A 23299-nucleotide genomic window follows, 5' to 3' on the forward strand; every position below is an offset into this window, starting at 1 on the left:
CCTTTGAGTATGCTATAATGCAGTATGTATGATTATAAGTTTTTGAAGAAAAAACAGGAAAAGAGGTATTTTATGCTAAATAATCAGAAAATTAAAAAAATGCATAAATTGGCCCTGTACGAGTCAGGAGAAGGAAAGCGCCATTTGGCCATCAGCAATTATTATCGCAGTGATTATATTGGGCTGGCACTGATTAAAAACTTTTTTTTGACAACAATTGCTTATGGTATACTGCTGCTGATTTATTTTGGATATAACAGTCAATATTTAATGGCGAATATCCATCGGATGAATTTGGCGCTGCTTATTATAAAAATTGTTGGCGTGTATTTGATTATGCTTGTGGGATATAGTATTTTGACATATATATACTGCTCTGTAAAATATTCCAGAGCCCAAAAAGGAATACAAGAATATTATAAAGGATTAAATCAAATGAAGAAAATGTACGACAGAGAAGAGAAAAGAAACGGAAAAATTTCAGGAAGGAGAGCGCGGTCATGACAGTATTATTAGAGTTAAAACAAAAGATAAAAAGCTTTTACAGTGAACATGATGTGCTGTTACTTTCTATTTTGAAATTTTTATTGGGATTTCTTTTGTTTCAAGGAATTAATACCAGTTTAGGATTTATGAAACCGTTGGATAATATTTTTGTGGTTTTGATTTTGGCGATTATCTGTGCGGTTCTTCCCATTAACGCAATGACGGTACTTGCATGTGTTATGATTATTGCGCATTGCTATGCCATTAGCGTGGAGGTAGCAGGCTTTGCAGGTCTTTTGATTTTGTTGCTGCTTATGTTATTTTTGAGATTTACATCACAGGATAATCTGGCGCTTGTTTTGACACCCGTAGCTTTTACATTTAAAATTCCTGTGGCAGTACCGATTGGCAGTGGCCTTTTAAGAGGACCGGCTTGTGCGATACCGGCGTGCTGCGGTGTTGTTTTATATTCTTTCATGCAGGTGGTACAGGAAAAAAGTGCGGTTCTTCAGGGAAAGGAAACAGAGACAATTCAAAAACTTCAGGTTTTATTAGACGGACTGATGAAAAATCGGGAAATGTGGATTACAATCGTGGCGTTTATTATTGTATTGATGACAGTTTATCTGATTTCCAGATGCTCTTTTGATTATTCATGGAGAGTAGCGAACGCGTCTGGTGCAGTGATTTACATAGTTATTATGGTTTTAGGAGGTATGTTCCTCAGCGTAGATGTTGATATTATGGGAGTAATTTTAGCAGCTGTGTTTTCCGTACTGATTGGACTTGTCATTGAGTTTGCAGTATTGGGCGTGGATTATTCCAGAAGTGAGCATACACAGTTTGAGGATGATGAATATGTATACTATGTAAAGGCAGTTCCAAAGTCTATTGTGGCACAGAAGGAAAAAAGCATTAAAAAAATATCGTCTGAATTTGAAAAGAAGGATGCTGCGGAGCAGAAAGAGGCAACTCCTGTGGAACAGGTAAGCGAGGAGAATTTTGATTTTGAAAAGCAGTTAGAGGAGTCATTGAAGGATTTATAAGTAAACAGAAAATTTAAGAATAAGGGATTAGGAAGTAAGATAAAGGGGAGGTGAAAAAATGAGCAGGTTTTTTGATTTTATAGAAAATAATTTCGGTTCAATTTCATCTTTTGATAAAATACAATGGATGGATATTGTGGAGATACTTTTAATCGCAGTTTTTGTATACCAGTTTATGCTGTGGATAAGAAATACCAGAGCATATTCACTTTTAAAGGGTATTTTGATTGTGGTACTGTTCATTTTTATAGCATATTTTCTTCAGATGAATACCATATTATGGTTGGTTTATAATGCAGGAGGATATGCAATCACGGCTGTTCTGATTATCTTTCAGCCTGAACTCAGAAAAGCACTGGAAGAGTTAGGACATAAGAAAATTGTAAGTAGTATTATTCCCTTTGACAGTAGTAAAAATGAAAATGAGGGAAGATATAGTGACAGAACAGTAAATGAAATTGTGCGTGCTACCTTTGAAATGGCAGAGGTAAAAACAGGGGCATTAATCGTTATAGAAGAGGAAACGGTTCTTAATGAATTTATCAGAACGGGAATTGCATTAGATTCCTTAATCAGTAGTCAGTTGTTAATTAATATCTTTGAGCATAACACACCTCTTCATGACGGAGCAGTAATTGTAAGGGGAGACAGAATTATCGCAGCTACCTGTTATCTTCCGCTTTCAGATAATTTAAGCCTGAATAAAAATTTGGGTACAAGACATCGCGCAGGAGTGGGAATTAGTGAAGTCAGTGATTCTTTGACGATTATTGTCTCAGAAGAAACAGGCAGAGTGTCAGTAGCGAGAAATGGCAAGCTTCAGGTTGGCCTGACAAAGGAAGAATTAAAAGATGTTCTGGTGGAAGAACAGAACAAAAATAATCAGGAAAAACAGAAGCATAAATCAAAATTGAAGCTGTGGAAGGGATTGGTGAAGAATGAAAAAAAACATGATTAACAAATTTACCCTAAAAGTTCTTTCACTGATTATTGCGATTTTGATTTGGTTATTGGTTCGAAATGTGGATGATCCAATTGTTGTGCGAACCTTTTATGAAATACCGGTAAGCATTGAAAACGCCTCTTATTTTGCGGAAAACTTAGAAATTCCATTACTGGTGGATGGAAAGGATACCGTGAAAGTTCGAGTTAAGGGCGCTCGTTCTGTTGTGAGTAAGCTGAAAAAGGAAGATATCAAGGCTGTCGCAGATATGACACAAATTATTTCAAAAGATACTACACCGATTATGGTGCCTGTGGAGGTTACCGGTACAGGTATATCAGACTCAGATATTACAGTGAGACCTAGAAATATCCAGGTAGATATTGAAAAACAGAAAAGTGTGGAAAAAACCATTGCTGTCAGCACCGGAGATACACAACCGGATAAGGATTATGAAATCGGGAATTTAAAAGCAAATCCTGAGAAGGTTACGATTTCAGGACCGGAAACCATCATTAATAAAATTGATAAGGTAGTTGCTTTAATCGATGTGACAGGAAGAAAAGAAAGTAATATAGAAATAAAGTCTCAACTAAAGATATATGATAAAAATCTGGATGAATTGTCACCAAAACAGCTGGAATATCTGAATATAAAAGAAATCAGTGATAATACTATCCGAATACAGGCGCAGTTCTGGAAAGTAAAACAGAATGTGAAGATAAAAGCCGAATATTCGGGAGAACCGAAGCGTGGCTATGAGGTAGACAGTATTAATCTGGTGCCGGATACAATCAGCGTGGCAGGGACTGATGAGGCTTTAAAGAAGCTGGAACAGGAAGGCAATACACTGGAAATTCCGGGGAAATATATTGATGTTACAGACAAGACGGGAGATTTTGAACAAAATATTGATTTGAGTGAATTGCTTCCAGAGGATTTGAAGCTGGTAAGAGATTTGAACAGCTCTGTAATTGCTACGGTAAAAATTCTTCCGTATAACAGCAGGGACTACGAGGTTTCCGTTACTCAGATTGAAGCAGATAATAAAGCGGAAGATTTAGATTTGGTATTTCAGGATGAACAGATTACAATTCGTGCAAAAGCAAAAGAGCAGGATTTAGATAGTCTAAGTGCTGCCAATATACAGGTTCAAATTGATTTGAACGGATACGGAGAAGGGGAATACGAAGTCCCGGTAACTGTTACGCTGCCAGGTGGATATGAGCTGGTAGAAAGTATCAAAGTAAAGGTGAAATTAGTTCCGGGAGCTGAAAAGTAAAGGAACGGGCAGGAAGTGAAAGGGTTGTATGGTTAGTAAAAAGGTAATAATAAAAAATCCTACCGGTCTTCATTTAAGACCGGCGGGAGTTCTCTGCAAAGAGGCGATGCAGTTTAAATCGTTGATAACATTTAATTTCCGTGGGGGAACGGCAAATGCAAAAAGCGTATTGAGCGTTTTAGGCGCTTGTATTAAGTCGGGAACAGAAATTGAATTGGTATGCGAAGGAGAAGATGAAGAGCTTGCATTGAAAACTCTCGTAGACGCAATAGAAAGCGGTTTAGGGGAATAGAAAGTGAGGACTGTTGCTTGATGAACGCAATGGTCCTCTTTTGTGATAAAAAAGGAAGGAAAAAGAAAAATGATACATAATAAGATGAAACAAGGGATAAAAGACGGAGTTCCCATAGCAATCGGTTATTTTTCAGTAAGTTTTACTTTTGGTATGCTGGCAGCCAAAAGCGGTATATCCATATTCCATGCGGTGTTGATTTCTTTGCTTAATTTGACTTCGGCGGGGCAGTTTGCAGGCATGAACGCAATTCTTGCTCAGGCATCTTTTATGGAAATGGCTTTGACACAGCTTGTTATCAATATAAGATATAGTCTGATGTCCCTTTCCCTGTCTCAGAAGTTAGACAGCAGTGTAAAAGTGAGAGAACGACTGGCAGTGTCTTATGGAGTGACAGATGAAATCTTTGCAGTGGCAAGCTCCAAGCCGGGAACAATAGGGGCACACTATATGTATGGATTAATACTTCTTCCTGTATTGGGGTGGGTAGGAGGAACTTTTGCAGGAGCAGCGGCAGGCTCGCTTCTTCCTGCTGAGATAATCAGTGCGCTGGGAGTTGCTTTATATGGAATGTTTATTGCCATTGTAGTTCCCGTAGCAGCAGAGCACAAGGAAGTAAAGGTAGTTGTTCTTACAGCCCTTTGTCTGAGTACAGCGCTTTATTATCTGCCCATAGGAAAGCGGATTTCTTCCGGATTTTCCATGATTATCTGCACCGTGTTTGCAGCCGGCTTAGGCGCCGTTTTATTTCCAATAAAGGAGGAACAGGAATGATATACGCATATATTTTTGTAATGGCAGGAGTCACTTATCTGATTAGGATGTTGCCTCTTACATTGGTGCAAAAGAAGATTACCAATGTCTATGTACGTTCGTTTTTATACTATATTCCCTATGCCTGCCTGACTGCAATGACATTTCCGGCTGTTCTCTATGCAGCCAGCTCGCCAATCGCTGCATTTTGTGGCTTTATCATGGCTGTATTTATGGGATTAAGAAAGAAAAGCTTGATTGTAGTAGCTTTGTCAGCTTGCACTGTTGTGTTTTTGGTGGAAAGAATTGTGGAGTTTTTGTAAAAAAATTATGAGGCTGTTTTATGGAGTAATACTTCATAGGACAACCTCATAATTTTTAGCTTTTCTTTTTTCGATTTTGTTTTCTGATGTGGTATTTTACAATCAGTATAATCATAATGACTGCAAACAAAATTGTCAAAGTTATTATGATAGGCAGAAGCAGTGGGGAAGGAAAAATTGTTTTTACAGTGCCTATTCGGAACATGGACATATCTGCGGTAATCTGTGTTTCTACGGAAAGAGGAAGCTGCATAGAAGTTCTGTATAGTTCTGTTCCGTTATAGGACCAAGTACGGGTACGCTGGTTATTTTCATCGCTGTCTGAAACAGAAAGTGCATCGGCAGTGACTGCTTTTGGCAGAATGACGTTTCCTGCCGGTGTGGTTTTGTCCATCCAGTAAAGGGATTGGCTATGGAAATTGTCAAATCCATAGTCAAAAAGTGTTCTGGTATCGGTGAAGCGTTCGTCATTTTCAGAACGAAGAACCACACAAATCAAGGTCATATCTTCTCTGGAGGCAGCGGTAACTAAAGTGTTTCTGGCTGCTTCTGTATGTCCGGTTTTACCTGCAATAGCTCCTTCGTAATAATATTTTCCGTCAACCAGAAGCGCATTATGATTTTCCATATTTCTGGAGGCAGCAGTTTTATTCGTAGGAGGAATAGTATATTTGGCAGCTCCTGCGATTTTACAGAAAGCTTCATTTTTTACAGCCTCCCGAAGAATAAGCGCCAAGTCATAAGCTGTTGTATAATGATTAGGATCGGGCAATCCGTTGGCATTGACGAAGTGCGTGTTAGTACAGCCAATTTCGGCGGCTTTGGCATTCATCATAGCCGTGAAATTCTCCACAGAACCGGCTACTTCCACAGCCATTTGCGTACAAACTTCATTGGCAGAAGCCAACATAATAGCATAAAGACATTGCTCTACGGTAAGAACTTCACCAACCTGTGCATTAATGGTGGAATTTCCCGGAGCTAGGTCAGGGAGAATAATGTCGGTAAAAGTAATATTTTTGTTTAAATCCGGTATGTTTTCCAGTATAATGAGAGCTGTCATTACTTTTGTAGTGCTTGCCGGATAGCGTATTTCATTCATAGATTTATCAAAAAGCACCTGTCCGGAGGAAGCCTCCATAAGGACACCGGATGCACTGGAAATCTCAGGAGCAGAAGGCCATCCGGAGGGGAAATCCTGAGCACTGACAGATAAAGGTGATAAAAGACATAACAGCAAGGAAAAGACGGATAGTAATAGTTTTTGTATTTGTTTTTTATAACGCAAGTGAAATCCCTCCTTCTTTCTAATCATATATAGTATAGCATACACGGGGATTTCTTGAAATAAAAAATAAAAAGGAAAAGGCGGTTTTTCACTTTTTATTTTCTTTTTTATCACAATTTGAACACAATTAATTGATAGACTAAAACTCGTAAAAGGGAAATGAAATTCACGAAAGGAAGTAAAGGCTATGAGTGATGAATATAATAATACAAATGAAGAAATGGAAAATGGAAGCTTAAATGAAAATCAAAATGAAAACAAGGAAACAAGGCAAGAGCCGGGAGAAATTCCTACACCGGAAAATCCATGCTATGCACGTTCTTATAAAAAAGAGGAAGCAGGCAGCGATGATATGAAGATTGAAGAACCGAAAATGGAGGAACAGAAACAGGAAGAAAAGAAAGAATATCAGCCGTATCAGTTTTCCGCTCCAAATCAGCCACAGCAGCCGAAGAAAAAGAAACAGTCTTCCGGTTTAGCAAAAAAATTGGGAATGACAGCAGCAGTGGCAGCGGTCTTCGGATTAGTTGCAGGCGGTGTGTTCTTAGGTGTAAATTATGTGGGAAATGAAGTGGTGGGACCGGAAAAGGTTCCGATTGACAATACACCGGTTACAGACGGTAAAACCGTAGAAGGTGCAGATGCAATCAATAATATAGAAACCACAGGCAATACAGTGGCAGATGTTGCTAAGAATGTAATGCCGTCTATTGTAGCCATTACGGGAATAAGCATACAGGAAATTCCAAATTACTTTGGTTTTGGCGTGCAGGCGCAGACAGTACCGAGCAGCGGCTCCGGAATTATTGTAGGACAAAATGACGAAGAGCTGTTGATTGCTACAAATAATCATGTGGTAGCAGATACGGAGTCCATTACCGTATGCTTTACAAATCAGGATGGTACGGCAGCTTCCACAGGCGAGAATAATTTGGAAGATACCGCAGCAACAGATGAGAATAGTACAGATTTAGAGGCAGGTACAGCAGTAGAAGCACAGATTAAGGGTACAGATGCAGATAATGATTTGGCTGTTATTGCAGTAAAAATAGCAGATATTCCGGCAGATGTATTAAGCCAGATTAAAGTGGCTACCATTGGCAGTTCCGATGATATGATTATCGGTGAGCAGGTTGTTGCGATTGGTAATGCGTTAGGATACGGACAGTCAGTAACAAGCGGTTATGTCAGTGCATTAAATAAAAGAGTAAGCTCTGACAATATTGACAGTACCTTTATTCAGACAGATGCAGCCATTAACCCCGGAAACAGCGGCGGCGCTCTTTTGAATATGAAAGGTGAGCTGGTTGGAATTAACTCCTCTAAAATTGCTTCCAATGAAGTAGAAGGTATGGGCTTTGCAATACCGATTTCCAGAGCCGAGCCGATTTTAGATAACTTGATGAGTAAGAAGACAAGAAGCAAAGTAGAAGATGAAAATAAAGCCGCTTACCTTGGAATTACCTGTAAAAATGTGACAGCAGAGGCATCTCAAATGTACAACATGCCAACAGGTGTATTTGTAGACAGTGTGGTAGAAGACGGACCGGCAGAAGAAGCAGGAATTCAGGCAGGCGATATTATCCGTAAAATTGACGGAACAAGCATAAGCACAAACGAAGGTTTGATTGAGCAGCTTCAGTATTATGAAGCCGGAGAAGAAATTGATTTCGTAGTTTCAAGAGCAAACGGCGGAGAATATAAAGAAGAAACCATTACCGTAGAATTGGGTGCGAAAAAGGATGCACCATCCACATCAGGAAATCCAATCTTAGGTAATCGTTAATTATAAAGAAAGGAAGTTGTTGCTTTAGGCGCAGCTTCCTTTTCCTTTATAAAAAGTTTACTTGTAGCAAAAACTAATTTGTGATAAGATACCCACAAGTGGTTTAAGCTGAGGAAAACAGAAAGAAAGCAGGAAAGAGATATGTCAGATGATAAAGAATATTTAAAGACAAATAATCCATCTGAAGAAACAGATGAGAAGGAAAATAAGGACCAATATGAAAAAATCTGTTTTATGTGCAGAAGACCGGAAAGCAAAGCAGGGAAGATGATAGACCTTCCAAATGATATTCATATTTGTACAGATTGTATGCAGAGAAGCTTTGATACCATGAATAACAGCAATATCAATTATGATGAGCTGATGCGTAATATGCCGAATATCAGTATGATTGATTTAAGTTCTTTGCAAAATCAAATTCCAAACAGACAAAAGGTAAAGAAAAAACAGGAAGCGCCAAAAGAAAAGGTAGCTCCAAAGGTTTTTGACATAAAGAGTATTCCGGCGCCTCATAAAATTAAGGCGAGTCTGGATGAGTATGTGATTGGACAGGAAAAGGCAAAAAAAGTAATGTCCGTAGCTGTTTACAACCATTATAAACGTGTTTTTGCGGATATGAACGATGATATTGAAATCGAGAAATCCAATATGCTGATGATTGGACCGACAGGAAGTGGAAAAACATATCTTGTAAAAACGCTGGCAAGACTTTTGGATGTGCCTCTTGCCATTACCGACGCAACTTCTTTGACAGAAGCCGGTTATATCGGTGATGACATTGAAAGCGTGGTAAGTAAGCTTTTGGCAGCAGCAGACAATGATGTGGAAAGAGCGGAGCATGGAATTATTTTTATCGATGAAATTGATAAAATTGCCAAGAAAAAGAATACAAATCAGAGAGACGTAAGCGGCGAGGCAGTACAGCAGGGAATGTTAAAACTTCTGGAGGGCAGTGAAATTGAAGTTCCTGTGGGAGCAAACAGTAAAAACGCTATGGTTCCGCTGACAACTGTGAATACAAAAAATATTTTATTCATCTGCGGAGGAGCTTTCCCTGATTTGGAAGAAATTATCAAAGAACGTTTAAATAAAACCGCATCTATTGGTTTTCAGGCTGATTTAAAAGATAAATACGACCATGATAATACCCTTCTGGAAAAAGTAACTGTGGATGATATTAAAAAATTCGGTATGATACCGGAATTTTTGGGACGTCTTCCGATTATCTTTACTTTAACGGGATTAAACAGAGATATGCTGGTGGAAATTTTAAAAGAGCCGAAAAATGCGATTTTAAAACAATACCAGAAGCTTTTGGCGTTGGATGAAGTAAAATTGGAATTTGAAGACGGCGCACTGGAAGCCATTGCCGATATGGCGCTGGAGAAACATACAGGAGCCAGAGCTCTTCGTGCTATTTTGGAAGAATATATGCTGGATATTATGTATGAAATTCCAAAGGATGACAGCATCGGAGAAGTGATTATTACAAAAGAATATATTGAGCATACAGGCGGTCCGAGAATTTTATTAAGAGGTCAGGAAATGCCTATGCTGGAAGCAAAATAAAAAAGCATATCATTAAGTAAATATCAGGAATATTTATATCTTTCATGCAGAACTGCATTTTAGAGAGAATAGACATTCCTGATATTGTTTAAAGATATGCTTTCACTTTTCTTATAAAATCCTGTAAAACAAAAAAAGATGCAGGAGATGGGACTTGAACCCACACGATATTGCTACCACAGGCACCTGAAGCCTGCGCGTCTGCCAATTCCGCCACTCCTGCATTTCTTATTAAGTTTGTGCTGTCTTAAGCACAAGGTATATAATACATGATGTTATTCGAAATGTCAACAGTAAATTTGAAAAAAATTTAAGTTTTTTTATGAGAATATTCTACACAAGAGTATGAAAAAAAAGGTTGAAAATTACTATATGTTGTGATAAACTTTTAGCAATTTGGGAAAAAATAGGGCTTTACAAAAGAGCCGCTCAGAAAGGAAGACAGGTGAAAGCATGAAAGCATTTTTGATACTGGAAGACGGAACTGTTTTTACAGGAACCAGCATTGGTTCTAAAAAGGAAATCATCAGTGAAATTGTCTTTAATACATCTATGACAGGCTATTTAGAGGTGCTTACAGATCCTTCTTATGCAGGACAGGCAGTCTGTATGACCTATCCTTTAATCGGAAATTATGGTATTTGCCATGAAGATCAGGAGTCTTTAAGACCATGGCCGGATGGGTATATCGTTAGAGAATTATCTCGCATGCCAAGCAATTTCAGAAGTGAAGACACGATTCAGAACTTCTTAAAGCAATATGATATTCCGGGAATTGCAGGCATTGATACAAGAGCTCTGACGAAGCTGCTGAGAGAAAAAGGCACAATGAACGGAATGATTACAACAGATGCAGCTTATAAATTAGAAGAGATTATTCCAAGATTAAAGGCATACAACACAGGAAAAGTAGTGGAACGTGTAACCTGTGAAGAAAAAACAGTTTTAAAGGGAGAAGGTCCGAAGGTAGCTTTAATGGACTTTGGAGCCAAAGATAATATTGCAAAATCTTTAAATGAAAGAGGCTGCGAGGTAACTGTTTATCCTGCCTTCACAAAAGCAGAGGAAATTCTGAAAACAAATCCAGATGGAATTATGCTTTCTAACGGCCCTGGAGATCCGAAGGAATGTACTTCTATTATAGAAGAAATAAAAAAATTATATGACTCTGAAGTTCCTATTTTTGCTATTTGTCTGGGACATCAGCTCATGGCGCTTGCCACAGGAGCGGACACAAAGAAAATGAAATACGGACACAGAGGAGGAAATCACCCTGTAAAGGATTTGGAAACAGGAAGAGTATATATTTCCTCTCAGAACCATGGTTATGTAGTCGACACAGAGACCTTAAATCCGGAAATTGCTGTTCCGGCATTTATCAATGTTAACGATAAGACAAATGAAGGCTTAAAGTATACAGGAAAGAATATCTTTACCGTACAGTTCCATCCGGAAGCTTGTCCGGGACCACAGGACTCAGGCTATTTATTTGACAGATTTTTAAAAATGATGGAGGTGACCAAATAATGCCGAAAAATCCAGATATTAAAAAGGTATTGATGATAGGCTCCGGCCCGATTGTTATCGGACAGGCAGCAGAATTTGATTATGCAGGTACACAGGCATGCCGTTCCTTAAAAGAGGAAGGAATTGAGGTCGTTTTATTAAACTCCAATCCGGCTACGATTATGACGGACAAGGATATTGCAGATAAGGTTTATATTGAGCCTTTGACAGTGGAAGTGGTAGAGCAGCTCATTTTAAAGGAAAAACCGGACAGTGTGCTTCCGACTCTGGGCGGACAGGCCGGGCTGAACCTTGCTATGGAGCTGGAAGAAAGAGGTTTCTTAAAAGAGCATAATGTGCGTCTTATCGGAACAACCTCCGAAACCATTAAAAAGGCAGAAGACCGTCAGGAATTTAAGGACACTATGGAAAAAATCGGAGAGCCTATTGCAGCTTCTCTGGTAGTAAAGAATGTAGAAGACGGAATTGCGTTCAGTAATAAAATCGGTTATCCGGTAGTTCTTCGCCCTGCTTATACATTAGGAGGAAGCGGCGGCGGAATTGCCAATAACGAAGAAGAATTAGTAGAAATTCTGGAAAACGGACTTCGCCTGTCTCGTGTAGGAGAGGTACTGGTAGAACGTTGCATTGCAGGCTGGAAAGAAATTGAATACGAAGTAATGCGTGACAGTGCAGGAAACTGCATTACCGTATGTAATATGGAAAATCTCGACCCCGTAGGTGTACATACCGGAGACAGTATTGTAGTCGCACCATCTCAGACCTTGGGTGATAAAGAATATCAGATGCTTCGTACTTCTGCTTTAAATATTATTACAGAGCTGGGAATTACAGGCGGATGTAATGTACAGTATGCTTTAAATCCTAACAGCTTTGAATATTGCGTAATTGAGGTAAACCCTCGTGTATCACGTTCTTCTGCGCTGGCATCTAAAGCTACGGGATATCCGATTGCAAAGGTAGCGGCAAAGATTGCCCTTGGATATACCTTAGATGAAATTAAAAATGCCATTACAGGAAAAACTTATGCCAGCTTTGAGCCAATGCTGGATTACTGTGTTGTAAAAATTCCTCGTCTGCCATTTGATAAATTTATCAGCGCTAAGAGAACATTGACAACACAGATGAAGGCAACCGGAGAGGTTATGAGCATCTGCAATAACTTTGAAGGCGCTTTAATGAAGGCAATCCGTTCACTGGAGCAGCATGTGGACAGTCTCATGTCTTATGATTTTACAGGGCTTTCCAAAGAGGATTTAATAGAGGAGCTTTGCATTGTAGATGACATGCGTATCTGGAGAATTGCCGAGGCAATCCGCAGAGGCGTTGATTACGAAACCATTCATAAGATTACGAAGATTGATAACTGGTTTATTGATAAAATTGCCATTCTTGTAGAAATGGAAGAGGAGCTTAGAAAGAAAGAGCTTACCGAAGACCTTTTAAGAGAAGCAAAGAGAATTGAGTTTCCGGATCATGTGATTGCAAAACTGGCAGGTAAAACAGAAGATGAAGTAAAAGCTCTGCGTAAAGAATACGGCATTACAGCAGCTTATAAAATGGTAGATACCTGTGCGGCAGAGTTTGAGGCAAGTACACCATATTATTATTCTGTTTACGGCGGCGAAAACGAAGCAGAAGGTAAAACAGACAAGAAAAAAGTATTGATTTTAGGCTCCGGTCCTATTCGTATCGGACAGGGTATAGAATTCGATTTCTGCTCCGTACACTGTACATGGGCATTTGAAAAAGAAGGCTACGAAACCATTATTATCAATAATAACCCTGAAACAGTAAGTACAGACTTTGATATTGCAGATAAGCTTTATTTTGAGCCGTTGACACCGGAAGATGTGGAAAATGTAGTAAATGTAGAAAAGCCGGATGGAGCAGTCGTACAGTTTGGTGGACAGACAGCAATTAAGCTGACAGAAGCTTTGATTAAAATGGGTGTGAAAATTCTGGGAACTTCTGCAGAAAATGTAGACGCTGCAGAGGACAGAGAGCTGTTTGACGGTATTTTAGAGGAATGTCATATTCCAAGACCAAAGGGGCATACAGTATATACAGCAGAAGAAGCAAAGAAAGCTGCAAATGAGCTGGGATATCCTGTTTTAGTACGTCCTTCTTATGTATTAGGCGGACAGGGGATGCAGATTGCTATTAATGATGAAGATGTGGAAGAATATATTGGAATTATCAATCGTATTGCACAGGAACATCCAATTCTGGTAGATAAGTATTTACAGGGTAAGGAAATCGAGGTAGATGCAGTATGTGATGGAGAGGATATTTTAATTCCGGGAATTATGGAACATATCGAAAGAGCCGGTATTCATTCCGGAGACAGTATTTCTGTATATCCTGCAAGAACCATCAGTGAGACTGCGAAAAAGACTATTGAGGAATACACACGAAGACTGGCAAAATCTCTTCATGTGCTGGGAATGATTAATATTCAGTTCATTGTATGTGGTGAGGAAGTATATGTTATTGAAGTAAATCCACGTTCCAGCCGTACCGTACCGTATATCAGCAAGGTGACAGGTATTCCAATCGTTCCGTTAGCTGCAAAGGTAATTTTAGGACATAAATTAAAGGACTTAGGATATACACCGGGACTTCAGCCGGAAGCAAAATATTATGCAGTGAAAATGCCGGTATTCTCCTTTGAAAAAATCAGAGGTGCGGACATCAGTCTGGGACCTGAAATGAAATCCACAGGAGAATGTCTGGGAATTTCCGAAAGCTTTAATGAAGCTCTGTACAAAGCCTTTTTGGGAGCAGGCATCAATCTTCCAAAGCATAAAAATATGATTATCACCGTAAGAGATGAAGACAAACAGGATATTATTCCTATTGCAAAACGTTTCTCTGATTTGGGATATAAGATTTATGCCACAAGAAGCACTGCAAAAGTATTAAATGAAAACGGTGTGAAGGCAGTGAGAACTAATAAGATTGAGCAGCCGTCACCAAACCTGATGGACTTAATTCTGGGACATAAGATTGACCTTGTTATTGATACGCCGAGTCAGGGTGTGGATAAGGCAAAGGACGGATTTATTATCAGAAGAAATGCCATTGAAACAGGCGTAAATGTATTAACCGCATTAGATACGGCAGAGGCACTGGTAACCAGTCTGGAAAACACAGATATTCAAAAGCTGGAATTGATTGATATCGCAGCAATTTAAGAGGAGAAGGTATGGATATTTTAGAACTGTTAAAGGTTGTTTTTTTAGGAATTGTAGAGGGTATTACAGAATGGCTTCCTATCAGTAGTACCGGACATTTAATTCTGGTAGAAGAATTTGTAAAGCTGGATGTAAGTAAAGCATTCTGGGAAATGTTTATGGTAGTCATTCAGTTAGGTGCAATTCTGGCGGTAGTTGTCTTATATTGGAAAGATATTTGGCCATTCCGAAATAAGAAACCAAAGCATGAAAATGTGACAAAAGTAGAAAAGGCAGCAGGAACTTTATGTCGTTTTGTCAAAATCGATAAGATGATTATGTGGCTGAAGATTATGGTATCCTGTCTTCCTGCAATTTTAATCGGTCTTCCTTTTGATGACTTTATTGAAAAGAAGTTCAATAACTGGTTTGTAGTAGCAGTTATGTTGATTGTATATGGTGTTCTCTTTTTAGTAGTGGAGGACTACAATGAAAAGAGAACAGTGAAAATTCATTCTATTGCAGATATTACATGGAAAACAGCGCTGCTGATTGGAATTTTTCAGGTATTAGCATTAATTCCGGGAACTTCTCGTTCCGGAGCAACGATTATCGGTGGAATTCTTCTGGGAGCATCCAGAACAGTGGCAGCAGAATATACCTTTTTCCTTGCAATCCCTGTTATGTTTGGTGCAAGTCTTTTAAAAATTGTAAAATTTGGATTTGACTTTACTTCTTGGGAACTTACAATTTTAGGTGTAGGAACAGTTGTATCTTTTGTGGTGTCTATTTTGGCAATTAAATTCCTTATGGGATATATCAAAAAACACGATTTTAAAGCTTTTGGCTGGTACCGAATTGTATTAGGTATTATCGTAATGCTGTTCTTTACAATATTCAGATAATGAAAAGGGGCTGTCGCAGTGCGTCAGCCTCTTGTTTCTAATTTTATGGGACATTGAGAAAGGAACGAAGGAATTAAGATGGAGAACGAGGATAAAAAGGTTTTGGACTTGTCTATGGAAGCAGGCAGGATTTTATTGGATGCAGGGGCAGAAATTTTCAGGGTAGAAGAAACTATTAAACGTATTGCAATGGCATTTGGAATTGAAAAATGCAGCCCTTTTGTTATGAGTACCGGTATTTTTCTTACAGCCGAAAATGAAGAAGGAGAGATGTATGCCAGTGTAAAACACATTCCTATTCAAGGGGCAAAACTTCATAGAATAGCGGCGGTAAATCAGCTTTCCAGAGAAATTGTAGAAGGAAAGTATACCATTGAGGAAGCTGAAAAAAAACTGGAAGAAATTAAAAAAGAACCGGGAAAATCAGATATTAGTAGGATGCTTGCATCGGGGGTAGGTTCCGGTGGTTTTTGTTACCTGTTAGGTGGACAGGCTATGGATATGCTTGCAGCATTTCTTTCAGGATTTTTATTATATGTGGTACTTCTTGCTTTTGAAAAACGAGAAAAAACTACATCAAAAATTGTGTTAAATATGATTGGGGGATTTTGTGTATCTCTTTTTGCAGTGTTTTTTTATCGTATAGGACTTGGAAATACACCGGGAAGTATTTTGGTAGGTTCTGTTATGCCTTTGGTTCCGGGAGTATCTTTGGTAAATGCTGTTCGTGATTTTGCTGAGGGGAATTATATCGGAGGAGGCGTCCGCTTTTTAGATGCTTTGATGGTGGCTCTTGGAATTGCTTTGGGAGTCAGCCTGATGCATGTAATATATTTTCGGATGACAGGAGGAAGCCTATTATGATTACAGATGCAGTTTTACAATTTTTGGCAGCTTTTTTTGGTACGATTGCTTTTTCTGTATTATTTTCTGTACCAAAAGAACATTATCCGTTGTGCGGTGTAATCGGGGGAACAGGCTGGATGCTTTGCTGGACATTAATTCATGTATTGCATACCGGTGTAGTAGAGGCTAATTTTATTGCTACTGTATTTATTACATTAGCATCACGAATTGGGAGCACAGTAAGAAAATGTCCGGTAACTTTATTTTTGATTGCGGGTATTTTTCCGGAAGTGCCGGGAATTGGTGTGTATAGAACCATTTATTACAGTGTGCAGGAAAATCACGAAATGGGACTTTATTATGGACGAGAAACATTAGGAATAGCTATTGCCATGGTGTTAGGAATTATTCTGGTATTTGAAATTCCACAGAAAACCATTAATCGGTTATTTGGAGATAAAGCGTTATATGGAAGGAAATAAAAAGACGATTACCTATTACAAATCAAAAATTATAGATACATTTACGCTCAGTCTGCGCTCCCTTTGAGCCTGAGGTCTCAAAGCGTACTCGACAAATTCGCAAAATATATCTATAATTTTGATTATGCAGTAATGGGTAGTCGTCTTTTTTATTTTGAGAGAGTTTAATTTAAAATAATATCGTGCCATATTTACATTATAAAAAACTCTATGCTGTTACAATCGTGCCTGTTTTACCCAGATATCCGTCCTTTGCTTTTGCAATGGAGGTAATAATGGCTTTTCTGCCCGGTTTGGCTTCTACGAAGTCGATAGAAGCCTGAATTTTGGGCAGCATCGTGTAGTCTTCAAATTGCCCTTCTTCCATGTATTCTTTTAATTCGGCAGAAGTCACTTCGTGAAGTGCTTTTTCCTGTGTTGTTTCGTAATTTACAGAAACACAGTCTACGCTTGTTAAAATCAGGAGAATATCAGCGTCCAGTTCATCTGCCAGTTTTTCGCTGATTAAGTCTTTTTCAATGACTGCACTTGCTCCGGTAAGCTCTTCATTTTGTTCTAAAACGGGAATTCCGCCTCCTCCGGCGGCAATGACAACCTGTCCTGCATCAAATAAGGTTTTGATTGCGTCAATTTCAATAATCTTGTCCGGCTTTGGGGCGGCTACAATTCTGCGATATCCCTGTTCTGTTTTGGTTACATAATTTCCCTTTTTCTCTTCTTGGAAAGCTTCTTCCTCTGTCAGCGTTCTTCCGATAACTTTTACCGGTTCATGAAAAGCATCGTCATAAGGGTCTACGGTAACCTGTGTTAAAACAGTGCTGACCGGTTTATAAATACCCCTGCGAAGAAGCTCTGCTCTTAAAGCGTTTTGGATATCATAACCAATGTAGCCCTGACTCATGGCAGAGCATACAGACATGGGAACGGCAGTAAAATCAGGATGTACCTTTCCAAATTCGTTCATGGCAGTGTGTATCATGCCAATCTGAGGTGCATTGCTGTGTGTAATTACCAGATTAAGTCCGCATTCAATTAAATCTGCTAAAATTTTAGCGGAAGATTTTGTGGCACATTTTTGCTCCGGAAGTGTTGTGCCGAGAGCTCTGTGTCCAAGCGCTACTACTACTTTCTTTTTGCCCATAAAATAAGTCCTTCTTTCCTATCGTTTATAGTTATAAACCATTATATCGGTTACGGAAAAGAAAAGCAACAGAAAAAACCCGATACAAAAGTATCGGGTCTTTCCAACTTGAGGGGGGAGATAGTGAGTGGTTTATCAACTATCCATGTTCCATTATAAGGACAAAATATGAGGAAATTATGTCGGTTTTATAAAAAAAATGAAAACTCTCTTAAGAAAAATTAAAAGAAGCTTATCCTAAATAAGATTTTAAAAGTAAAAAGGTATTTTTTACACCGTCTACGTGGCTTCGCTCATAGCCATGGGAGGCGTAGACACCTGCACCGATAAGCCCGTGACGCACATCATAGCCTGCCCGCAGAGCCGCTTCTGCATCCGAGCCATAATGAGGATAAACATCTACGGCAAAATCTGCTCCTGCATTTTTTGCAGCAGAAATTAAATCACTGACAAGCTGGTAATTATAAGGACCGCCGCTGTCCTTGGCACAGATAGATACCTGATGCTCTTTACAATTTAAGCCGTCTCCCACGCAGCCCATATCAACCGATAAAACCTCTGTGACACCCGCAGGAATAGAAGCAGAGCCTCCATGTCCAACCTCCTCATATACGGTGAAATGCTGATAGAGCTTTCTTTTTGGACAAATTCGGTTATCCTTTAAATATTTGGCATAGCCCATTAAAATAGCTGCACTTAATTTATCATCCAGAAAACGGCTTTTGATAAATCCGCTTTTGGTAATGGTTGTGCGTGGGCAGAAGCAAACAATATCCCCTGTCATAATACCCAGCGCTTCGGTGTCTGCTTTTGAGAAAACCTTTTCGTCAGGGACAATTTCCATGACATCAAAACTTCTGGAAGTTTCATCGTATTTTCCGTTTACATGAATGGAAGCATTGCAAAGCTGGCACGTACCTTCATAAGCGCCGGAAAAACGTGTGATAATTTTACAGTTTTCCCCTTCTGCATTATTGGCATTCATACCTCCCAGCGGAGAAATGGCAAGTCTGCCGTTTGCTTTAACCTCTGTAACAATAGCGCCCAGCGTATCCACATGAGCTTCCAGAAAAACGGCATTTTCAGCATCTGTTCCGCCTAAATCTACCAAGACGCCGCCTTTTACCGTCTGTGTGGGAGTATAGCCCATTGCCTTATATTCATCCATGAGATAGTCCGTTACATTTTTTGTATAGCCTGTCGGGCTGTCAATGGACAATAATTTTTGTAATTGTTCTAAAATATAATCCGTGTATTTTTCCATGATTTCAATCCTCCTATTGCTCCCATTGTAGCTTTTCCGTTATATTACGTCAAGAAAAAGAAAATTGTAGTAGAAAAATTCATTCATTCCATATATAATAGAAATAGTATGGACATATTAAAGACAAGGAGGAATATAACCCATGTATGATATGAAAATTTCAGACTCTGTTGTGTATATCGGAGTAAATGATAAAACCATTGATTTGTTTGAAAGTCAGTATAAGGTACCAAATGGAGTTTCTTACAATTCTTATGTAATTTTAGATGAAAAAGTAGCTGTTATGGATACTGTGGATAAACGTGCCACAGAGCAATGGATGGAAAATTTATCTCAGGCGTTAAACGGCCGCAGTGTGGATTACCTTGTAGTCTCTCATTTAGAGCCGGATCATGCGTCTAATGTTCAGAAATTAGCTGAATTATATCCGGATATGAAAATTGTGGGAAATGCAAAAATCTTTTCTATGCTTCCTCAGTTTTTCAGCATGGACCTTTCAGACAGAAGCGTTGTGGTAAAAGAAGGAGATACTTTAAGCCTTGGAAGTCACACCTTACAGTTCTTTATGGCGCCGATGGTTCACTGGCCGGAGGTTATGGTAGAGTATGAACAGTCTGAAAAAATTCTGTTTTCCGCAGACGGATTTGGAAAATTCGGCGCTCTTGATGTGGAAGAAGACTGGACAGACGAGGCCAGAAGATATTTTATCAATATTGTAGGAAAATACGGCACACAGGTACAGAATTTATTGAAGAAAGCGGCGACTCTGGATATTCAGACAATTTGTCCCCTTCATGGACCTGTTTTAAAAGAAAATCTGGGCTATTATATTGAAAAATATCTTACATGGAGCAGTTATGAGCCGGAAGAGGAAGGCGTGGTAATTGCTTACGCATCTATTCACGGAAATACGGCAAAAGCAGCCGAAAAGATGGCTGAGATTTTAAAAGAAAAAGGTGCGAAGGCAGTTTGCTGCTTTGATTTGGCGAGAGATGATATGGCAGAGGCAGTAGCAGAAGCATTCCGCTATGACAAGCTGGTAATCATGTCTCCGACTTATGACGGAGCGTTGTTCCCTTGCATGGAAGACTTTTTATATCACTTAAAAGTAAAAACTTACAAAAAGAGAACCGTAGGTATTGTGGAAAACGGTTCATGGGCGCCTATGGCCGGAAAATTGATGAAGGCTTATCTGGAAGCAATGAAAGACGTTCAGATTTGTGAGCCGGTTGTCAGCATCAAATCTGTAATGAAAGAAGCTGATGAGAAAAATCTGGAGACTCTGGCAGAGGCTTTACTGGGGTAAGAAATCAAAATCTGTGGAGATAAAACTACAAAAGACAGGAGGACTTTGCCATGAAGTGTCCGTTTTGCGGTCAGGAAAATACAAGAGTTATCGACTCAAGACCTGTACCGGATAATAATTCTATAAGACGAAGACGTCAGTGTGATGAATGTGGGAAGCGTTTTACAACGTATGAAAAAATTGAAACAATTCCCCTTGTGGTAATCAAAAAAGACCAGAGCAGAGAGCAATATGACCGTTCGAAAATTCAGGGAGGCGTTACACGTGCCTGCTATAAACGACCGATTTCCGTAAAGAAAATCGAAGAATTGATTGATGATATTGAAACCGAAATTTTCAATAAGGAAGAGCGGGAAATTCCAAGTACACTGATAGGGGAAATTGTTATGGACAAGCTCAAGGAGCTGGATGCAGTGGCTTATGTCCGATTTGCGTCTGTATATCGGGAATTCAAAGATATTGATACCTTTATGGACGAATTAAAGAAAATGATGAATTAAAAAGGGAGTTGTTGCTTTAAAAATATTCGAGATATGAATTTAAAGCGACAACTCCTTTGCGTTATATTGTCTTACATTAAGAATTCAATGAGATTTTCGTAAATATCCTGACTTTTTTCCTTCCAGTTCATACAGACGGCAGCAGCAGCTTCTTCTGTGGGAACTGCTATGGTTAAATCTACCACGGAAAAGTCATTTTTTTTCAAACGACAGCGTACGTGATAACCTTCGATTTCACTTTTGTAATAATCTGCAATAGCAGATAGTTCTTCTCGCATCTGAATAATATTTTCTTTGAAGAAAGCAGAAATATCAGATTTAATCCCATCGGAAATCTGATCCTCAAAGTAGGACAGTGTCTGTTTACCCTGAGCAGTAATCTCAAAGTAAGAGGAGTTTCGAATGGTTTTGGACTCAATCAGCTCTGAGTCAATCAGCTCTGAAATTGCCTGCTGGAGATGGAAATAGGTGGTATAGCCTTTATCCAGCACAAAACCGGATATCTGAGCATTCGTAAGCGGAAAATCCACTTTTTCCAACATATACAGAATAATCAGTTTATAGAGTGTGAGTGGCTCTGACATGACTTAATCCTCCTTATTTTCCATTGGTTTATATTGTTTTCCCTGAAAAGCGTGCCGAAGCTTACATTCTCGGTGAAGGGTGTTTAGAACGGTTCTTTTTGCGCTGCTCCATAGAGGGGCAATGAGCAAATCCTTTGGACCGTCACCGGTGAGACGGTGAATGACAATTTCCGGATTAAGATGCTCCAGACAGTCTATGACAAGCTCCAAGTATTCCTCCATAGAGTATACCTGAAATTTTCCTGCCAGATAATCCTCTGCCAAATCGGTTCCTTTTAATACATGAAGAAGCTGCAATTTAATGCCCTGAATATCCCCGTGATTAAGATATTCTATGGTAGATAAAATATCGTTTTTGCTTTCGCCGGGAAGCCCTAAAATGGTATGTACAATCACATCCAGATTTCTTTTTCGAAGCTCTGAAACAGCCTGTTCAAAACAGGAAAGCGGATAGCCCCGACGAATATATCGGGCAGTGGTTTCGTGAATGGTTTGAAGACCTAATTCCACCCATACAGGCTTTTTTTGATTTAACTCATCCAGAAGCTGTAAAATATCTTCACCCAGACAATCCGGTCTGGTTCCGATAGAAATTGCTACAATATCAGGGTGTGAAATCGCTTCCGTATAAATTTTTCGTAAGTAATCCACAGGAGCATAAGTATTGGTGTAGGCTTGAAAGTAAGCAATAAATTTTGCTACGCCCCGCTTTTGCCGAATAGAAGCTGCCTGCTTTTCAATCTGCTGTGTAATAGAGTCCTGACGACTGCCTGCAAAATCTCCTGAACCTCCTGCACTGCAAAAAATACAGCCGCGGCTGCCAAGAGTTCCGTCACGATTGGGGCAGGTCATACCTGCGTCCAAAGCAACTTTATATATTTTTTCTCCAAATCGCTCCTTTAGCATATAATCAAAAGAATGATATGGTTTTCCGTTCCAGTTTTCCATAAGAAATCCTTCCTTTTTTTCTTCTTTCTATATCATACCATTGGAAAAATTCTTTTACAAGAGAAAGAATAAGACAGAAATCGAGTCTGCCATTCCCGATATCGTTGACAAAGGTTTTCAATTTGTGGTAATGTGAACTTAAATAAATGGAAAGATAATGGGATAGACGTATGAGAAAAAGTGCCAAGAAAGTAATAAGTATTTTGTGCTGTATGACCGTGCTCCTTACAGGACTGAGCGGATGCAGCTTAGGAAAAGAAAAAGCAAGACCAATAGAAAGCGGAACTTTAAAGGTAGGTATGAACTTGCAGATTGATAAAATGTGTTATGTGCCATCGCAAAGCAGTATGCCTGAGGGTTTTGAAGTAGAAGTAGCACAGAAAATCGCAGAAAAGCTGGAGCTGAAGCTGGAGATTGTAGATACATCAGAGGAAAATCTTTTGAAATCCTTGGATGCGGAACTATATGACTGTGTCATATCAGCAGTGGGGCTTGCAGACTGGAATAAGAGCCATTATTCCTACACTGATGCTTATGCAGACATTGCAGAGGTAAAAGATGTAATAGGAAAAAACACAGAAGATACAAAAATTGCGGTTTTTACGAAAAAAGGTAATCCTATGGCGAAAGAAATCAATAAAAAATTAGTTGAACTCAGAAAAGACGGAAGTATCGGAGAGATTTCAAAAAAATATTTTGAAAAGGATATCAGTATTCCGGTTCAATAAAAAAATGCGAGAGGAAACAGGGAAAATATGCCTGAAAAATCCTCTCGTTTTTTGTATAAATTTACAGGCGGTTTTTTGAAAAAACAACTTGATTTTTCAAGGGTGTAATGTTAGCATAAAGATA

The 23299-nt window shown here is 39.1% G+C and carries 22 protein-coding genes and 1 tRNA gene; 17 read left to right on the forward strand and 6 right to left on the reverse strand.

Features of this window, described 5'->3' with window-relative positions; translation table 11 throughout:
• Positions 1–72 precede the first annotated feature (72 nt).
• From CGC63_RS04185 to CGC63_RS04215, 7 genes are all read left to right on the forward strand, one after another.
• Positions 73–504: a hypothetical protein gene (locus CGC63_RS04185; RefSeq protein WP_040351313.1), complete on the forward strand. Its 432-nt coding sequence runs from the start codon at positions 73–75 to the stop codon at positions 502–504.
• Entirely contained in the window at positions 501–1532 is a 1032-nt protein-coding gene (locus CGC63_RS04190; RefSeq protein WP_003023267.1) for a hypothetical protein, read from the forward strand. The genes CGC63_RS04185 and CGC63_RS04190 overlap by 4 nt, the downstream gene beginning before the upstream one ends.
• A 58-nt stretch (positions 1533–1590) precedes the next feature.
• Positions 1591–2490, forward strand: coding sequence for a diadenylate cyclase CdaA (gene cdaA, locus CGC63_RS04195; RefSeq protein ID WP_003023266.1), 900 nt, complete (start codon positions 1591–1593; stop codon positions 2488–2490).
• Positions 2483–3757, forward strand: a complete 1275-nt coding sequence (locus CGC63_RS04200; protein ID WP_242970504.1) for a CdaR family protein — start codon at positions 2483–2485, stop codon at positions 3755–3757. The genes cdaA and CGC63_RS04200 overlap by 8 nt, the downstream gene beginning before the upstream one ends.
• Before the next feature lie 28 nt (positions 3758–3785).
• The gene (locus CGC63_RS04205; protein ID WP_003023262.1) at positions 3786–4049 is read left to right on the forward strand and encodes an HPr family phosphocarrier protein; all 264 of its coding nucleotides are present in this window, start codon (positions 3786–3788) and stop codon (positions 4047–4049) included.
• A 69-nt stretch (positions 4050–4118) separates the two neighbouring features.
• Positions 4119–4823: an AzlC family ABC transporter permease gene (locus CGC63_RS04210; RefSeq protein WP_009247596.1), complete on the forward strand. Its 705-nt coding sequence runs from the start codon at positions 4119–4121 to the stop codon at positions 4821–4823.
• Positions 4820–5125: an AzlD domain-containing protein gene (locus tag CGC63_RS04215; RefSeq protein ID WP_003023257.1), complete on the forward strand. Its 306-nt coding sequence runs from the start codon at positions 4820–4822 to the stop codon at positions 5123–5125. The genes CGC63_RS04210 and CGC63_RS04215 overlap by 4 nt, the downstream gene beginning before the upstream one ends.
• Before the next feature lie 55 nt (positions 5126–5180).
• Here CGC63_RS04215 and CGC63_RS04220 read toward each other — a convergent pair whose 3' ends face one another.
• Positions 5181–6413 carry a D-alanyl-D-alanine carboxypeptidase family protein gene (locus CGC63_RS04220; protein WP_157767982.1) on the reverse strand — a complete coding sequence of 411 codons (1233 nt, stop codon included), beginning with the start codon at positions 6411–6413 and terminating at the stop codon, positions 5181–5183.
• A 187-nt stretch (positions 6414–6600) separates the two neighbouring features.
• Here CGC63_RS04220 and CGC63_RS04225 point away from each other — a divergent pair, with 187 nt between their 5' ends.
• Together CGC63_RS04225 and clpX are read left to right on the forward strand one after the other, a co-directional pair.
• Positions 6601–8199, forward strand: coding sequence for a S1C family serine protease (locus CGC63_RS04225; RefSeq protein WP_003023253.1), 1599 nt, complete (start codon positions 6601–6603; stop codon positions 8197–8199).
• A gap of 141 nt (positions 8200–8340) precedes the next feature.
• Entirely contained in the window at positions 8341–9768 is a 1428-nt protein-coding gene (gene clpX / locus CGC63_RS04230; RefSeq protein WP_003023252.1) for an ATP-dependent Clp protease ATP-binding subunit ClpX, read from the forward strand.
• Between the two features lie 139 nt (positions 9769–9907).
• On the opposite strand, the gene CGC63_RS04235 is transcribed toward clpX, so the two are convergent.
• Positions 9908–9991 (reverse strand) — tRNA-Leu (locus CGC63_RS04235).
• Between the two features lie 230 nt (positions 9992–10221).
• Between CGC63_RS04235 and CGC63_RS04240 the strand changes: the two genes are divergently transcribed.
• The 5 genes from CGC63_RS04240 (at position 10222) to CGC63_RS04260 (ending at position 16704) form a co-directional block, all read left to right on the forward strand.
• Complete coding sequence (locus CGC63_RS04240) at positions 10222–11295, forward strand: carbamoyl phosphate synthase small subunit (protein ID WP_003023250.1); 1074 nt, start codon at positions 10222–10224, stop codon at positions 11293–11295.
• The gene (carB, locus tag CGC63_RS04245) at positions 11295–14492 is read left to right on the forward strand and encodes a carbamoyl-phosphate synthase large subunit (protein ID WP_003023248.1); all 3198 of its coding nucleotides are present in this window, start codon (positions 11295–11297) and stop codon (positions 14490–14492) included. The genes CGC63_RS04240 and carB overlap by 1 nt, the downstream gene beginning before the upstream one ends.
• Positions 14493–14503: 11 nt before the next feature.
• Entirely contained in the window at positions 14504–15376 is an 873-nt protein-coding gene (locus tag CGC63_RS04250; protein ID WP_003023245.1) for an undecaprenyl-diphosphate phosphatase, read from the forward strand.
• Between the two features lie 78 nt (positions 15377–15454).
• The gene (locus tag CGC63_RS04255; RefSeq protein WP_089438665.1) at positions 15455–16240 is read left to right on the forward strand and encodes a threonine/serine exporter family protein; all 786 of its coding nucleotides are present in this window, start codon (positions 15455–15457) and stop codon (positions 16238–16240) included.
• On the forward strand, positions 16237–16704 hold the full coding sequence (locus tag CGC63_RS04260; RefSeq protein WP_003023239.1) for a threonine/serine exporter family protein: 468 nt from the start codon (positions 16237–16239) through the stop codon (positions 16702–16704). The genes CGC63_RS04255 and CGC63_RS04260 overlap by 4 nt, the downstream gene beginning before the upstream one ends.
• Before the next feature lie 208 nt (positions 16705–16912).
• Here the strand turns inward: CGC63_RS04260 and arcC are convergent, their stop codons facing one another.
• The gene (gene arcC, locus CGC63_RS04265; protein WP_003023236.1) at positions 16913–17845 is read right to left on the reverse strand and encodes a carbamate kinase; all 933 of its coding nucleotides are present in this window, start codon (positions 17843–17845) and stop codon (positions 16913–16915) included.
• Positions 17846–18077: 232 nt separating this feature from the next.
• Positions 18078–19109 carry a M42 family metallopeptidase gene (locus CGC63_RS04270; RefSeq protein ID WP_003023234.1) on the reverse strand — a complete coding sequence of 344 codons (1032 nt, stop codon included), beginning with the start codon at positions 19107–19109 and terminating at the stop codon, positions 18078–18080.
• Between the two features lie 142 nt (positions 19110–19251).
• Between CGC63_RS04270 and CGC63_RS04275 the strand changes: the two genes are divergently transcribed.
• Together CGC63_RS04275 and nrdR are read left to right on the forward strand one after the other, a co-directional pair.
• Positions 19252–20415 carry an FprA family A-type flavoprotein gene (locus CGC63_RS04275; protein WP_003023232.1) on the forward strand — a complete coding sequence of 388 codons (1164 nt, stop codon included), beginning with the start codon at positions 19252–19254 and terminating at the stop codon, positions 20413–20415.
• A 50-nt stretch (positions 20416–20465) separates the two neighbouring features.
• On the forward strand, positions 20466–20915 hold the full coding sequence (gene nrdR, locus CGC63_RS04280; RefSeq protein ID WP_003023230.1) for a transcriptional regulator NrdR: 450 nt from the start codon (positions 20466–20468) through the stop codon (positions 20913–20915).
• A 71-nt stretch (positions 20916–20986) separates the two neighbouring features.
• On the opposite strand, the gene CGC63_RS04285 is transcribed toward nrdR, so the two are convergent.
• Together CGC63_RS04285 and mnmL are read right to left on the reverse strand one after the other, a co-directional pair.
• Positions 20987–21499 carry a DUF4364 family protein gene (locus tag CGC63_RS04285; protein ID WP_003023228.1) on the reverse strand — a complete coding sequence of 171 codons (513 nt, stop codon included), beginning with the start codon at positions 21497–21499 and terminating at the stop codon, positions 20987–20989.
• Between the two features lie 3 nt (positions 21500–21502).
• The gene (mnmL, locus tag CGC63_RS04290; RefSeq protein ID WP_003023226.1) at positions 21503–22447 is read right to left on the reverse strand and encodes a tRNA modification radical SAM protein MnmL/YtqA; all 945 of its coding nucleotides are present in this window, start codon (positions 22445–22447) and stop codon (positions 21503–21505) included.
• Positions 22448–22617: 170 nt separating this feature from the next.
• Here mnmL and CGC63_RS04295 point away from each other — a divergent pair, with 170 nt between their 5' ends.
• Positions 22618–23175 (forward strand): transporter substrate-binding domain-containing protein, encoded by a 558-nt coding sequence (locus tag CGC63_RS04295; protein ID WP_003023222.1) that lies wholly within the window; start codon positions 22618–22620, stop codon positions 23173–23175.
• Positions 23176–23299 lie beyond the last annotated feature (124 nt).

It is taken from the genome of Blautia hansenii DSM 20583 (assembly GCF_002222595.2).
GTDB lineage: Bacteria > Bacillota > Clostridia > Lachnospirales > Lachnospiraceae > Blautia > Blautia hansenii.

Excerpts from the sequence above, each read along its gene's own strand:
- CGC63_RS04225 (WP_003023253.1), top strand. The coding sequence starts at position 6,601 with ATGAGTGATGAATATAATAATACAAATGAAGAAATGGAAAATGGAAGC.
- CGC63_RS04260 (WP_003023239.1), top strand. The coding sequence starts at position 16,237 with ATGATTACAGATGCAGTTTTACAATTTTTGGCAGCTTTTTTTGGTACG.
- nrdR (WP_003023230.1), top strand. The coding sequence starts at position 20,466 with ATGAAGTGTCCGTTTTGCGGTCAGGAAAATACAAGAGTTATCGACTCA.
- arcC (WP_003023236.1), bottom strand. The coding sequence starts at position 17,845 with ATGGGCAAAAAGAAAGTAGTAGTAGCGCTTGGACACAGAGCTCTCGGC.
- CGC63_RS04250 (WP_003023245.1), top strand. The coding sequence starts at position 14,504 with ATGGATATTTTAGAACTGTTAAAGGTTGTTTTTTTAGGAATTGTAGAG.
- mnmL (WP_003023226.1), bottom strand. The coding sequence starts at position 22,447 with ATGGAAAACTGGAACGGAAAACCATATCATTCTTTTGATTATATGCTA.
- CGC63_RS04285 (WP_003023228.1), bottom strand. The coding sequence starts at position 21,499 with ATGTCAGAGCCACTCACACTCTATAAACTGATTATTCTGTATATGTTG.
- CGC63_RS04215 (WP_003023257.1), top strand. The coding sequence starts at position 4,820 with ATGATATACGCATATATTTTTGTAATGGCAGGAGTCACTTATCTGATT.
- CGC63_RS04190 (WP_003023267.1), top strand. The coding sequence starts at position 501 with ATGACAGTATTATTAGAGTTAAAACAAAAGATAAAAAGCTTTTACAGT.
- cdaA (WP_003023266.1), top strand. The coding sequence starts at position 1,591 with ATGAGCAGGTTTTTTGATTTTATAGAAAATAATTTCGGTTCAATTTCA.
- CGC63_RS04270 (WP_003023234.1), bottom strand. The coding sequence starts at position 19,109 with ATGGAAAAATACACGGATTATATTTTAGAACAATTACAAAAATTATTG.
- CGC63_RS04240 (WP_003023250.1), top strand. The coding sequence starts at position 10,222 with ATGAAAGCATTTTTGATACTGGAAGACGGAACTGTTTTTACAGGAACC.
- CGC63_RS04205 (WP_003023262.1), top strand. The coding sequence starts at position 3,786 with ATGGTTAGTAAAAAGGTAATAATAAAAAATCCTACCGGTCTTCATTTA.
- CGC63_RS04275 (WP_003023232.1), top strand. The coding sequence starts at position 19,252 with ATGTATGATATGAAAATTTCAGACTCTGTTGTGTATATCGGAGTAAAT.
- carB (WP_003023248.1), top strand. The coding sequence starts at position 11,295 with ATGCCGAAAAATCCAGATATTAAAAAGGTATTGATGATAGGCTCCGGC.
- CGC63_RS04210 (WP_009247596.1), top strand. The coding sequence starts at position 4,119 with ATGATACATAATAAGATGAAACAAGGGATAAAAGACGGAGTTCCCATA.
- CGC63_RS04255 (WP_089438665.1), top strand. The coding sequence starts at position 15,455 with ATGGAGAACGAGGATAAAAAGGTTTTGGACTTGTCTATGGAAGCAGGC.
- CGC63_RS04200 (WP_242970504.1), top strand. The coding sequence starts at position 2,483 with ATGATTAACAAATTTACCCTAAAAGTTCTTTCACTGATTATTGCGATT.
- CGC63_RS04295 (WP_003023222.1), top strand. The coding sequence starts at position 22,618 with ATGAGAAAAAGTGCCAAGAAAGTAATAAGTATTTTGTGCTGTATGACC.
- clpX (WP_003023252.1), top strand. The coding sequence starts at position 8,341 with ATGTCAGATGATAAAGAATATTTAAAGACAAATAATCCATCTGAAGAA.
- CGC63_RS04185 (WP_040351313.1), top strand. The coding sequence starts at position 73 with ATGCTAAATAATCAGAAAATTAAAAAAATGCATAAATTGGCCCTGTAC.